The sequence below is a fragment of the Flagellimonas flava genome, assembly GCF_900129665.1.
Classification (GTDB): Bacteria; Bacteroidota; Bacteroidia; order Flavobacteriales; family Flavobacteriaceae; genus Flagellimonas; species Flagellimonas flava.
Genome location: NZ_FQWL01000001.1, coordinates 846,534 through 859,693, shown reverse-complemented (window position 1 = coordinate 859,693; position 13,160 = coordinate 846,534). Strand labels below are relative to the sequence as shown.

The following is a 13,160-nucleotide window of genomic DNA, read 5'->3' as shown; positions in this document are numbered from 1 at the left end:
CAAACTACCGCTTGAAACGCTCGAAAATGGCTATTTTCTTTTTGGTATTGATAAAATAAACCCCGGTTAACAAGATAGCTGCCGCCAAAATGGACTGCTCCGTAATCTCCTCTTCTAAAAAATACCAGCCCAAAATCAGTGCCACAATGGGATTAACATATGTAGAGGTAGCTACCTTTTCTGGTGACACTCGCTTTAGCAAGTAGTTAAAGGAAGTAAAGGCAACAATACTACCGAAAACAACCAACAGGATCATCGCCCATTGCACATTGCGGCTCCAGGTCAAGGGTGAAGACCACTCTTCCCCGAAACCGACACTCATCAACGCCAACATAATACCGCCGGTGAACATTTGATACCCGGTATTTACAAAGTAATTGGAAGGTAGGTCGGCCTTGGCCACAAAAATACTGGCATAGGCCCAACTGATCATGCAGGCAAAAATCATAATCATGCCAAGAACAGAACCTTCCTTGGTAATAATCTGTTTTTGACTTACCAGTAAATAGATACCTACTACACCAAAGAAGACTCCTATCAACGATGTGGGCTGAATTTTCTTTCCCTGCAGTATCCACATCATTAGAAGAATGATCAGGGGCTGGGCAGAAATTTCAAGTGCAGCAAAACCAGAATCTACAAATCTTAGTGCCCACACCACCACTCCGTTCCCAAAACTTAGAAACAGGAAACCTGCCAAAATGGTGTTCAAAAATTGCTTTTTGGTGATGGTAATGGGTATACCCATCAAACGCGCCAGTCCGAAAATCAGCAATCCCGCCGTTACAAACCGAAAAGACGCTAGCATAAATGGGGGAAGCTCAAGAACCGCAATCTTGTTCAGCAGATAGGTAGATCCCCAAATGACATAAATCGCAAAAAAAGCAAGGATAACAAGGGTGGTGTTTGAAGACTTTCCCATACGCAAATGGTCGGTTTTGGCCCTACAATATTACGCATGTTTACGCCAGCAAAAAATAAATCGCCCCGAAAGTTTAAACGATGGTTTTAAATGAAAAATGAACTGCTATACTAGTGATATTGACCCGTAGCCAATAGGTAGGCCGCGATGTCCCTTTCCAATTCCTTAAAGCGCTCCAAATGGGACTGGATGTCCCCATGGAGTTTCTTTCCTTGCCCGGTATTTTGATTTATTAGCGAGACAATTTGTTTCTGTTGGGCCGAAAATACCTTAAAACTGTGTCTCAAATCGTATAGCTTTTCAAAGCAGGAAGAATTATTGGGTTCGCAGGTATAGGAGTTTACTTTTTTGGAGAGCCGTTGAATGATATTGTTGTTTCGTTCCAAACGAATCACAAGTTCTTGGAACCGCTCCCTTCGCTGTTCAGTTGCACTTGCCATAGCTTTTTTGTTTACATATTTAGAGTCCCCTAAATTCTTCCTTTAAATTAGTAATTATCCTACATTTATCCACTAAATAAACTTTAATTTTTTGCTAATTAACATCCACTATTGACATTTTGAACCCCTTCCAAATTGAGGAATAACAAAAATGTCCACTATCCAATATATCCAGATCCGCTCCTTTGGGACAAGGTTTTCCTTATTTTTGGACTAAAAGCCTATGATACGCACCATTTTTGTTTGTCTTTTACTATGTTCACTCTCCTCTATCCTTTTACAAGCTCAGGAAGCAAAAATCAGTTCTGGGGACATTGGTTTCGAATTTGTCCATAATGGTGTTAAGGGCACGTTCGGAGGATTCAAGTCAGAGTCTACCATCAATTGGGATGCTTTAGATCAATCAGTGTTTAAAGGCAGTGTTGAATCCAAAACCATTAGTACCCGAAACGGTCTGCGAAACTGGTCCCTGCGAAGCAGCAAATATTTTGATGTTGATGACTACCCATTCATCTCCTTTGAGAGCACCAAAGTTGAGCAACAAGGTTCCAATATTTTGGCTACAGGGAATCTGACCATAAAGTCCACCACCAAAACAGTGACCATTAACTTTTCGCGGGAGAAGAGTCAATTGGTCGGACTATTCTCACTATACAGTAGTGATTATGATATAAAAATTAAAAAGAAACGGGAAGACAATTTGGTGAAAGTCAGGATGGAGTTCGATTTGGAATAGATTTTAGATAGGAGACTTGAGAAGCAAGAACCAAGACTCAGAACTCAGAACTCAGAACGCAGAAATCAGAACGCAGAAATCAGAACTTTTTCAGGCAAAGGGTAAAGGGTTAGATTATTGGCTACTCGGATTTTCCGACTACTCTTTACTATAGACGCAAGACTCAAGACTCCTTGCGAAAAAGTGCTGTATAAATTTTCCCAACAAGCCAATTTCCCAATGGAAAATACAGTGCAAAGAAAAGCGCCATTCCCAAGCTAAAGTTTCGGATATTAAAGAGTTGGTCCAAGATATTATCTGGATAGGCATAAGATGTTTGCAGGGCATACCCACCAAATTCGAGCAGTCCCATGGCCACCAAGCCGTAGGCATATTGCATATGGAATGGAAGTCCGCGAAATATCAAAGAAATGGGAACCATATACAGAATGTAACAGCTTATCACCTGCCACCAGTAGGTGAACTGGGCAATTTCCACTTGTTTCCCAAACCAGTCCATACCCATGCCCCAAGCAAAGTATACTAAACAATAAACAGCCAACAATCTTTTATCGACATTTACTTTTTGGAGCACAAAATTCACAAATTCCTTCATGGCTATGGGGTTATTTATCAGCGATTTTTTTGTCGATAATATTCAGTGCATCAGAAACGGTTTGCATCCCGTCCATATCTTCATTTTCCAACATAATATCAAAAGTGTCTTCCACATCCAAGACAATGTCGACAAGGTTGGCCGAATTGATATTCAGTTCCTCTATGAAATTACTTTCCGGTTGGATGTCCATAGGAGAAAGGTCATCTGGAAGATAGGTACTTACAATGGTCTTGAGTTTTTGATAGCGCTCTTCTTGCATTTGAATTCAATTGGGATAGGTCCTAAAAATAACACAGGCGTTTACATCTCCAAAGCCAAAACTGGCTTTTGCCAAAATTTTTACTGGATGTCCCCTGGTTTTCAAAGGAATTTTAGAGTCTGCGATCATCGATTTGATTTCTGGATGCAGGTCTTCGCAATTTACATTTCCATAAATACGCTGTTCCTTCAATTGAAGTAATGCCCCAACACATTCAATGCTTCCTGCCGCTGCCAAACAATGACCGATCATACCTTTGAATGAATTTATATGAGGGAAATCTTCGCCTGATCGGTTCAAGGCAGTGCTCCAGTTTTTGATTTCCTGGGCATCCCGACTGGTTGCCGTAAGATGTCCATTAATGGCGTCCACCTGATTGGGTTCAACTTCGGCATCCTTTAGTGCTTCTAGGATGCATCGGACAACCGCAGTGTTGTTGGCGGCCGTCATACTTCCGGTTCCCCGCTGTCCCCCACTATTGCAATGACCTCCCAAAACCTCTCCATAGATTTTGGCACCCCTGTTTTTTGCACTTTCCAAGGATTCCAAAACCAAGGCCCCAGACCCGCTTCCGGGGACAAAACCCGAGGCCGAGGCGCTCATAGGCCTACTTGCCAGCTCAGGGTTATCATTATAATTCCTTGGCAGAATCCGCATCGCGTCAAAACCGCCCCAGACGTACGGTCCGCTATCACTACAACTTCCCACTAACATTCGGGTCGCTTTCCCAGCTTGTATGCGCTCATACCCCATTAGAAGTGCCTCAGTACCAGTGGTACAGGCCGAAGAATTGGTAGTGACCTGGTTTCCGCATCCCAACATGCCTCCCAAGTAGGCGCTTATTCCACTGGCCATAGTCTGGACTACGGACGTACTGCCCAAACGCCTTACATTCCCTTCGTCTACGCGGTAAATGGCCTCTCGAAACTTATCCACCCCAAGTATTCCTGTTCCAAAAATGATTCCGCTGTCCCAATCGGGCTTCACCTCCGCTGCACCCAATCCTGCGTCTGTCCAGGCATCCCTGCCGGCGATAACCCCATAAATTAGGCCATTAGAATTCAGTCCTTTCAATTGAACATTAGTAAAGTAAGAGTTTAGTTGAATAGATTCAATGTTCGGTTTTCCAGCAATTTGACATGAAAAATTTAATTCTTGTAATTGAGGCTGGAAGTTTATTCCCGATTCCAAGTTCCCCAACGCCTTAGCGAATTCTTGAAGCCTAACACCATTGGGGGCGCACACACCCATTCCCGTAACAACTACCCTATTTCTCATCCGCATTGCTTTTGAACATTCCCTCCAAGATTCCCTTGCAGACCAATCTATCCTCCGCATTAAAAAGTTTGACCTTACACTTCAATTTATTAAAGCGGAAATACTCTTTTTCGGACTTCACGGTCACCTTCTCTCCTGGAAGCACGGGTAAGTAAAAATCCATTTGGGAACGGCTCATGGCAATTTTCAGGTTTGTAACCGCCACAAGGTCCATTTGTTGGTCGAGCAAATAAATCCCCAAACAAACCAGACCTATCTGAGCACAACACTCCGTCAACAATACTCCCGGAGTAACGGGGCTGTTTTTAAAATGACCTTGGTAAAACAAGGCATCAGCTTTGAACGTATAATGGCCACACACCGAATTTTGGTCAAGATTTGTGAGCCCATCAACGAAAAGAAAAGGTTCCTGATACGGTAAATGAGATAAAACTTCCTTTTTAGTCATAATTACTGTAAGCTTTCGCCTCCGTCCACTTTTATCACTGTTCCCGTAATCCATTTAGCCTCATCCAATGTCAAGAGATAGGCCGCGTTCGCCACATCTTCAGGGGAAGTGAGCCTGTTGTTCGGATTTCTGAGGAGTGCCGCCTTCTTAATGGTCTCGCTATTGGGAATCATTCGAAGCGATTTGGTGTCCGTTACACCTGCCTGAATACAATTCGCCTTGATGCCCATTGTCGCAAACTCCAAAGCAATGTTGCGCACAATGGCCTCCAAAGCAGTTTTGGCAGCCGAAACCGCTGCGTAGTTGCGAATAGCCCGGGTATTCCCTTCACTGGTAAACGCAATGATTCGCGTATCCAAAGCCATCGCCTCAGCATAAACCAAATCACGGACCCAGTCATAAAGGCTGATGGCCATGGCATCGATGGTGATTCGGAAATCCTGTCCCGTAAGTAAAAATGAATCCTGGCCAAGCATAGGTTTGACATTGCCTTTCGCAATACTATGCACCACAACGGAAATGGCTTTATCTGCTGTCAACTTCCGCACTTCCTCAATGAGTTCCCTGCGAGTTTCAGGGTTTACGGCATCTTTATTGTAGGAAACCAACTGAATACCATAAGAAGCAATCCGTTGAAAGCTATGTTGGATTTCTTCCATGTCGGATTTCCTATCCCTGTGGACGATGATCAGGTTAAACCCATGTTTCCCAAGTTTTTCGGCGGTAGCCAACCCCAGTCCACTACTACCACCCAAAACCAAAGCCCATTTTGAAGAATTCTGCATCTCTACTATTTACCACTCCAATAATACCCTTTGGGCAGAGAAACCAGGCCCAAAACTCAACACCAGTCCTTGCTCACCTTGAACAATTGCTCTCTCCAGAAATCGCTCCAACACATATAGCACGGTAACGCTACTCATATTTCCATAGTTTTTGAGCACCTCTCGGGTATCATCAATATTCTTCCCTAATTTACCAAACAATTCCTCAACAGTCCGCACGATTTTCTTCCCTCCAGGATGAAAAATCAAGTGGTCCACATTTTCGATATGGGTTCCATGTCGTTCCAAAAATGGGTGAACAATGGCAGGGAAATGCTCCGCTATCACTTCGGGGACAGCTGGGTCCAGTATCATTTTTAATCCAGTATTTGTCAAATCAAAACCCATTAAATGGGTAGCGTCCTTAAAATGATACATTTCTTCCCCAACTATTCTTGGACCATAAGCATCCTTTTCCGAGGACAACAGAGCGCAGGCCGCACCATCCCCAAAAATGGCGGCACTCACCATGTTCGCCATAGAAAAATCATTCAACTGAAAGGTTGCCGTAGGGCTTTCTACCGCCACTATTGCAGCTCTCTTCCCGGGATTGGCCCGAAGAAAATTGGCCGCATATATCAATCCGGAAACCCCAGCAGCACATCCCATTTCAGTTACCGGCAGTCTAACAATATCCCGTTTTAGCCCAAGAGCATTGACCAAATAGGCGTCCAAAGAGGGAATCATGATTCCAGTACAGCTAACGGTAATGATAAAATCCAGGGAATCACTTTTCCAACCGGCATTTAAAAGCGCTTTTTCAAGAGCTTGCGTACCCAACGCCTTGACCTCCCGTGCATAGATCGCATTTTTTTCTTCAAAAGAGGTAGCTGTGAATACATCCTTGATGTTCATGATTCCATACCTTCGGTCCACTCCAGCACCTTCAAATATTTTAACCACCTTACGGTGATATCGTTCTTCCTGATCGGCCAACCAGATTTCCACAAAAGGGAGGATATCCGAAGTGCTTCTACTATACTTCGGCAACTGTTTGGCCACTTCAACTATACGAACTCCCTCCATTATTTGTTATGTCGATTGAATTCCATAACCCATACATACCGAAATGCCCATTTCCACTGGATAGTATGTGTTACGTTCGGTATATTTTTGGACAACTCCTCTAATTCCTCTTTTCTAAATCCTTTACTAATGGAAACCAACCCATCATTTTTGGCTACATCAGTTTTAATAAAAAAATAGCTGAAAACCTTAAATAAGTGGTATGCCCACTTACTGCGTTGAAGGTCATTGATGACGACTCCAACCCGAGCCAATTGTACAAACTTGTTCAAAAAGGTTTCGATACGTTCTGCCTCAAAGTGGTGCATGGTCAATGTATTGATGAGGATATCACAGGAAAGGTCATTTCCTGCTTCGAGGATGTCCACTTTATGGAACGATATGTGGGATAAATTTTCCGTTTTACACCTAGCAATATGCAGCACATCATCCCGTTGGTCTACCCCGATCATTTGATGCGAAACCCCATTTTCGCTAAGGAAACGGGATAATTTAACCAACATGGAGCCATCACCACAGCCCATATCCAAAATCGTATACGATTTTTTGAGGTCTTTTTTCACCAATTCCCAGACCCCATTCAAGGTTATCGACTCCCCACCCAGTATCTTGTTACATAAGTTGATGTCTGCATAGGCATTCTGAAGAACCTCAAATGGCATATTGGGGTCATCCATCAACTCATCTTTCCTACTTCTTAAGCTAAAATCCATTAGTTTATAATCGGAGAGCCGTGGGTATTTTTGATTAGAGATTCCAATACCAGTTTTGAACGAGCTACGGTATCCATTCCAAGATTAAACCACTTGGTATGCATCATAAGTGCTTGGAGCCGCCTTCCCATCCAAAGTCGTTTCCCAAATTCTTTTCGCCATTGTTTTTGATATCCCAATTCCATACTTTTTCTCGTTTTGTGAACTCCATTAAGAAACCGCTCAACTTCTGCCGAGGCTATTTTGGCACTATGTATGGCCATAGCCATTCCATTACCACATAACGGATGGATCATCCCGGCCGTATCACCGCACATTACGATGTGATTTTCAACTTGGGACTTTACATCAAATGAAATCTGGGCAATGCTCATTGGCTTCCCAAAAACAGGCCTGGCTCTAGCAATGAAATCCTTCAAAAAACGATTCTGTCCCAACACTTCCCTATTGAACCTCTCAATGTTACTTATTTTTCGAAACTGTTCCTCCTGAACCAAGTAACATAAATTGACAATCTCATTTTCCACCTTGGAAATTCCTGCATATCCACCCGGAAAGTTATGTAGGGCCACCACATTTTCGGGATGGTTATAGCCCTTATAATGACATTTTATACCGACCCAAGGAGATTTCTGCTCCAAATCTCTCCTGCCCATTGCAACATCCAATTTAGAACGCTTCCCATAGGCCCCAAGGACCACCTTAGCCTTTAATTTGGCTTTGGAAGCCAATTCCACTACAAAATCATTTGCATTGCATTGAATGTTTGTTACCGTACCAAAAAGAAAATGGACTCCTTTGGCCTTTGCTGTTTGATAGAGTAGATTGTCAAACGTATACCGGCTGATACCAAAACCTCCAAGAGGAAGTTTCACCTCAACCAATTTGCCATTTTTTGTGCTAAGTTGGAATCGATTTATTTCCGGGAGTCGCATAGAGTCCAAATCAACTCCCAAATAGTCCAAGTAGGGCCTCACTTCATTAGATACATATTCTCCACAGACCTTATGCCGGGGATATTCCTTTTTCTCCACAACGGTGACCTGCTTTCCCTTACCTGCTAAATCCAAGGCAGCCGTTAAACCAGCCAAGCCTCCCCCTACAACGAGCACTTCTGAGTCCTTCACTCCATGAAGATAGGGTATTGAAACAAAAATCCCGGCCAAAAGCCGGGATTAAAATTATGCTCGGAAGGAACTTTTAATTTTTTGTGCTCTGGTAGGCCTCTTGCTTGAGCTCATCACTTGCGACGATGGCCAATTCCACACGTCTGTTCTTCGCCTTACCTTCGGAGGTTTCGTTGCTTTCCCTGGGTTGGGTTTCCCCATACCACTTTGTGGTGAATCTTCCTGCAGAAATTCCTTTGCTCACCAAATAATCCGTAACTGATTCCGCTCGCTGTTGAGACAGATTCCAATTGTACTCTTCGCTTCCAGCACTATCGGTATGCCCTTCAACTAGAATCACGGATTTTGGATATTCCTTGAAGATTCCAGCCAACTTATCCAACGTTGTGGCAGAAGTTCCTTTTACATCCGACTTGTTGGTATCAAAATACACTCCAGCATCTTCATTAAATGTAACGTTGATACCTTCCCCAACTCTTTTGACCTCTGCGCCAGGGATTTCTTCCTCAATACGCTCGGCTTGGCGATCCATGCGGTTTCCAATGTAACCTCCAGCCGCACCACCAACAACGGCGCCAATGATAGCGCCAAGTGCCGTGTTTCCTTTTTTGCCAACGTTGTTGCCAATGATACCTCCTATAACGGCACCACCTGCAGCACCAATGGCCGCTCCCTTCTGGGTGTTATTGGCGTTTTTAACCGTATTACAACTTATTATCAATCCTAGGGCCAAAACAACGGCCATACTTTTTCTTACTATGTTTTTCATCTGCCTATTTTTTTGAGAATTCATATACAATTGTTACCAGTTCGCCCTCAACGGATACATTGGATTTCAGCACCATATTCTGTTCCGTCAGACTTGCTATATTCAAACGGTAACCAAGACCCCCTGAAATATCCTTCCTGTTCTCGTCAATAAATTTGAATTGTAGTTGACTGCTATAATTCTGGGAAGGCTCTACTACGGACCACCTAAAGAAGCGGTCACCACCTTGACAAAGAGAACTTTGTGAAATGGTGTATCTGCCTGTACTGTTGTTATCTCGAAAAAACCAGTCGCTGCCCTCAAAGCAGATGTCCTCAGCGTCATTAAAGATTACAGATTTGAAGTTTCCAGTATTGTTTTCATACGAAATGTTGTCCAGACTCCAAGAGCCACTGAAAAGGTTGCGCTGTGTTCTTGCACTTTTTGATACAGAACACGAAGTAAGTAATAGTCCAGCAAGAGCTATTACAAATAATCCTTGTTTTACCATAAGAATTGGAATTTAATTTTGAGTATATACGATTGAGACACCGTATCGACTCTTTTGAGTTGTTAAATAATTGTTAAAACACCTATTTATTAGTAAGCGTAGAGCGCAAGCATTGCCTTTTCAAAACGTTGCTTTGGCAAATAATGCGCTTCCAAGGCCTTGGCAAATGGCACCGGAGTCTCCAAACTACCCACCCTTTTAACGGGAGCATCCAAAAACTCAAAACAATTTTCCATCACCATGGCCGAAATATCGCTTGCAATTCCACCAAACAGCGTGTCTTCCTGTAAAATAATCAGTTTACCCGTTTTACGAACTGAGTCATAAACGGTTTCTATGTCAAGAGGTTGAAGTGTGCGCAAATCTATAAGATCTGCTTGAATCTCTGGGTGATTTTCCAAAATTTCGAGTGCCCAATGCACCCCAGCCCCATAGGTTACTATGGAAATTCGCTCTCCTCGTGTAAGTAAATTGGCCTTGCCCAATGGCAAGGTGTAGTAATCTGTTGGCACATCACCATAAACACTACGATAGAGTCCTTTATGCTCGAAGAAGAGCACAGGATTAGGATCATTAATAGCAGTATTCAACAGACCTTTTGCATCGTTGGGAAAGGCTGGGTAGACCACTTTAAGGCCAGGAGTCTTGGTAAACCAAGCCTCATTGGTCTGTGAATGAAAGGGGCCTGCCCCCACTCCCGCCCCACAGGGCATCCGAATGACCACATCCGCCGCTTGGCCCCAACGATAATGGACTTTGGCCAGATAATTTACGATAGGGTTGAACCCTGAACTGACAAAATCTGCGAATTGCATTTCCACCACAGCTTTCATGCCGTTTATAGACAACCCCATCGCGGCCGAGACAATAGCAGATTCGCAGATGGGGGTATTTCTAACCCTGCTTTTTCCAAACTTAGGAACGAAGCCCTCAGTGATTTTGAAAACCCCTCCGTATTCCGCAATATCCTGTCCCATTATGATAAGTTCATTGTGGGCATACATGGATTGCTCCAAACTCTCGGAAATGGCATCCACCAATCTTATATTTTTTGACTTTTTATCACAATCAACTTCCTTATATACAAATTCTTGATACACATTACTTAATTCTTTACTTTCATCAAATGAAACTGGACTTTCATCGAAGGCCCGCTTTAAATTTTCATTGATTTCATCACTAATGCCCTTTTTTGTGGCCTCAATAGACTCCAAATCCAAAACTCCCTCTTTAACCAAGAAATCCTCATAATTGGAAATCGGGTCCTTCTTGGCCCATTTTTTCATCAACTTTTCGGGAACATATTTTGTTCCACTTGCCTCTTCATGTCCACGCATACGAAAGGTCTTGAACTCTACCAAAATTGGACGCGGCCTTTTCCGCATCGCCTTACATAGCTCACTTACCTTTCTGTATACCTCAAGAATGTTATTCCCATCAATTATTCTAGATTCCATACCATACCCCTTGGCCCTATCCGCCAAGTTTTCACAATGGTATTGTTCGTTTGTGGGTGTAGAAAGCCCATAACCATTGTTTTCAATACAGAAAAGAACCGGCAAGTTCCATACCGAAGCCACATTCAGTGCTTCGTGGAAATCCCCTTCACTGGTAGCGCCTTCTCCCGTAAAAACAGCCGTGACCCTTTTTTTTCTGCGCAGTAAATCGGCTAATGCAATCCCATCGGCTACACCTAATTGTGGTCCCAAGTGGGATATCATACCAACAATCTTATGTTCCTGACTCCCAAAGTGGAAACTCCTATCCCTGCCGTTGGTGAATCCACTTTCTTTACCCTGCCACTGCCCAAAAAGACGGTGCAGGGGTACATTTCGTGAAGTGAAAACTCCCAAATTACGGTGCATGGGAAGAATATATTCTTCTGTTTTTAATGACTGGGTCACGCCTACGGAAATTGCTTCTTGACCAATTCCACTAAACCATTTTGAAATTTTACCCTGTCTAAGGAGTACCAACATTTTTTCTTCTATCATCCTGGGCTTCAACATGCCCTTGTATAGGTTCACCAATTCCTCCTGGGCCAAATCTCCAATATGGTATCTCATACGTTCAAATTCAATGGGGTTAAATGTAGTAAAAAAGCCGTCCATCATAGCTTAAACTTTATGAACGTCCATCAATATTTCATACCTTTGATAGACCAATAAATAACAATTATGAGTGCAATTCCAAGTGTTGACCTTCGCGATTTCGTGTCCGGTGATTCCGCAAGAAAAGAGAAATTTATCAAGGAAATTGGTGGTGCTTTTGAAGATATAGGGTTTGTGGCGCTCAGCGGGCATTTTCTGTCCGACGAGCTAGTGGATAAGCTCTATACCGAGATTAAGGGTTTTTTTCAGTTGCCCCAACAAGTGAAAGATAGATATGAGATTGACGGAATAGGTGGACAACGTGGTTATACATCATTTGGAAAAGAACATGCCAAAGGCAGAAAGGAAGGAGATCTGAAGGAATTTTGGCATTTTGGCCAATATGTTGAAAACGACCCAAAACTTGAACAGGAATATCCGGACAATGTATTGGTGTCGGAACTGCCAGAGTTCAATGCAACAGGCAAGGAAACCTACAAGATGCTGGAAAAAACAGCAAAGTATGTGCTTCGTGCACTGGCATTGCACCTTAAACTAGAGGAGACTTATTTTGACGATTGGATTAAAAATGGAAATTCCATTTTAAGACCAATTCACTATCCTCCAATTAAGACTGAGCCCAAAAATGCGGTAAGGGCGGCTGCCCATGGAGATATTAATTTGATTACCCTTTTGATGGGGGCTCACGGTAAAGGTCTCCAGGTACAAAATCATGAGGGCGAATGGGTAGATGCCATCGCTAAACCAGATCAACTCATGATCAATGTTGGTGATATGCTCTCCCGCTTGTCCAACAACAAGCTTAAGTCCACGATTCACCAAGTTGTGAATCCGCCAAAAGAACTTTGGGGTACTTCCCGTTACTCAATCCCGTTCTTCATGCATCCGATAAGTGAAATGCCGTTGAACTGCCTGGAACATTGTATTGATGAAGAAAATCCCAAAGGTTTTGAGGATACCACCGCCGGGGAATATCTGCATGAGCGACTCATAGAACTTGGTCTTGTCAAAAATTAAATCATGGATTTACAGGACCAATTGAAAAACCTCTTTCCGGATCATGTGTCTGATGAAAGGGAGCCTATGGAAGCTGAGAAATCTAAATATTGGCTTCAGGACGACCCAATTATTTGCAAATACGAAAAACGCAAAGGAAAGCCCGTGACCATCTTAGAAGGCTATAATGGAGCTGACAGTGATTTTAAAAAATTGACCAAGGATTTAAAGTCGCTTTTAAGCGTTGGGGGTAGTTACAAAAACGAAACAATCATTATCCAAGGGGATTATCGTGAAAAAATCATGACGTATTTAAAAAGCCAAGGTTTTAAGGTAAAACGTGTAGGAGGTTAGCAAGGAAGTTCCTTTTAAGAACTTTATGCCAATCAGTCTCTGTTAAAATTACTCCTTGACAACCAAGGT

General features: G+C 43.0%; 16 protein-coding genes. 3 read left to right on the top strand and 13 right to left on the bottom strand.

Going from position 1 to position 13,160, the window contains the following annotated elements:
- Window positions 1-4: 4 nt before the first annotated feature.
- On the bottom strand, window positions 5-922 hold the full coding sequence (locus tag BUC10_RS03960; protein ID WP_073176579.1) for an EamA family transporter: 918 nt from the start codon (window positions 920-922) through the stop codon (window positions 5-7).
- Between the two features lie 110 nt (window positions 923-1,032).
- Window positions 1,033-1,362: a hypothetical protein gene (locus tag BUC10_RS03955; protein WP_073176578.1), complete on the bottom strand. Its 330-nt coding sequence runs from the start codon at window positions 1,360-1,362 to the stop codon at window positions 1,033-1,035.
- 223 nt (window positions 1,363-1,585) lie between these two features.
- On the opposite strand from BUC10_RS03955, the gene BUC10_RS03950 reads away from it, so the two are divergent.
- On the top strand, window positions 1,586-2,098 hold the full coding sequence (locus BUC10_RS03950) for a YceI family protein (protein WP_073176577.1): 513 nt from the start codon (window positions 1,586-1,588) through the stop codon (window positions 2,096-2,098).
- 163 nt (window positions 2,099-2,261) lie between these two features.
- On the opposite strand, the gene BUC10_RS03945 is transcribed toward BUC10_RS03950, so the two are convergent.
- From BUC10_RS03945 to BUC10_RS03895, 11 genes are all read right to left on the bottom strand, one after another.
- Window positions 2,262-2,693, bottom strand: coding sequence for a hypothetical protein (locus BUC10_RS03945; protein ID WP_073176576.1), 432 nt, complete (start codon window positions 2,691-2,693; stop codon window positions 2,262-2,264).
- Window positions 2,694-2,703: 10 nt separating this feature from the next.
- Window positions 2,704-2,955 carry an acyl carrier protein gene (locus tag BUC10_RS03940; protein WP_073176575.1) on the bottom strand — a complete coding sequence of 84 codons (252 nt, stop codon included), beginning with the start codon at window positions 2,953-2,955 and terminating at the stop codon, window positions 2,704-2,706.
- A gap of 6 nt (window positions 2,956-2,961) precedes the next feature.
- Window positions 2,962-4,233: a beta-ketoacyl-[acyl-carrier-protein] synthase family protein gene (locus BUC10_RS03935; RefSeq protein ID WP_073176574.1), complete on the bottom strand. Its 1,272-nt coding sequence runs from the start codon at window positions 4,231-4,233 to the stop codon at window positions 2,962-2,964.
- Window positions 4,223-4,681, bottom strand: coding sequence for a 3-hydroxyacyl-ACP dehydratase FabZ family protein (locus BUC10_RS03930; RefSeq protein WP_073176573.1), 459 nt, complete (start codon window positions 4,679-4,681; stop codon window positions 4,223-4,225). Before BUC10_RS03930 ends, BUC10_RS03935 begins: the two co-directional genes overlap by 11 nt.
- A gap of 2 nt (window positions 4,682-4,683) precedes the next feature.
- Window positions 4,684-5,466 carry an SDR family oxidoreductase gene (locus tag BUC10_RS03925; protein ID WP_073176572.1) on the bottom strand — a complete coding sequence of 261 codons (783 nt, stop codon included), beginning with the start codon at window positions 5,464-5,466 and terminating at the stop codon, window positions 4,684-4,686.
- A gap of 9 nt (window positions 5,467-5,475) precedes the next feature.
- Window positions 5,476-6,531 (bottom strand): type III polyketide synthase, encoded by a 1,056-nt coding sequence (locus tag BUC10_RS03920; RefSeq protein WP_073176571.1) that lies wholly within the window; start codon window positions 6,529-6,531, stop codon window positions 5,476-5,478.
- On the bottom strand, window positions 6,531-7,244 hold the full coding sequence (locus tag BUC10_RS03915; protein WP_073176570.1) for a methyltransferase domain-containing protein: 714 nt from the start codon (window positions 7,242-7,244) through the stop codon (window positions 6,531-6,533). Before BUC10_RS03915 ends, BUC10_RS03920 begins: the two co-directional genes overlap by 1 nt.
- The gene (locus BUC10_RS03910) at window positions 7,244-8,410 is read right to left on the bottom strand and encodes an NAD(P)/FAD-dependent oxidoreductase (RefSeq protein WP_262493184.1); all 1,167 of its coding nucleotides are present in this window, start codon (window positions 8,408-8,410) and stop codon (window positions 7,244-7,246) included. The genes BUC10_RS03915 and BUC10_RS03910 overlap by 1 nt, the downstream gene beginning before the upstream one ends.
- Before the next feature lie 34 nt (window positions 8,411-8,444).
- The gene (locus BUC10_RS03905; protein ID WP_073177157.1) at window positions 8,445-9,140 is read right to left on the bottom strand and encodes a YiaD family glycine zipper/OmpA-like lipoprotein; all 696 of its coding nucleotides are present in this window, start codon (window positions 9,138-9,140) and stop codon (window positions 8,445-8,447) included.
- A gap of 4 nt (window positions 9,141-9,144) precedes the next feature.
- Window positions 9,145-9,630, bottom strand: a complete 486-nt coding sequence (locus BUC10_RS03900; protein ID WP_073176569.1) for a lipocalin family protein — start codon at window positions 9,628-9,630, stop codon at window positions 9,145-9,147.
- An 89-nt stretch (window positions 9,631-9,719) separates the two neighbouring features.
- Complete coding sequence (locus BUC10_RS03895) at window positions 9,720-11,696, bottom strand: alpha-ketoacid dehydrogenase subunit alpha/beta (protein ID WP_073177155.1); 1,977 nt, start codon at window positions 11,694-11,696, stop codon at window positions 9,720-9,722.
- Between the two features lie 111 nt (window positions 11,697-11,807).
- On the opposite strand from BUC10_RS03895, the gene BUC10_RS03890 reads away from it, so the two are divergent.
- Both BUC10_RS03890 and BUC10_RS03885 read left to right on the top strand, forming a co-directional pair.
- Entirely contained in the window at window positions 11,808-12,758 is a 951-nt protein-coding gene (locus BUC10_RS03890; protein ID WP_073176568.1) for an isopenicillin N synthase family dioxygenase, read from the top strand.
- A 3-nt stretch (window positions 12,759-12,761) separates the two neighbouring features.
- The gene (locus BUC10_RS03885) at window positions 12,762-13,091 is read left to right on the top strand and encodes a translation initiation factor (RefSeq protein ID WP_073176567.1); all 330 of its coding nucleotides are present in this window, start codon (window positions 12,762-12,764) and stop codon (window positions 13,089-13,091) included.
- Window positions 13,092-13,160 lie beyond the last annotated feature (69 nt).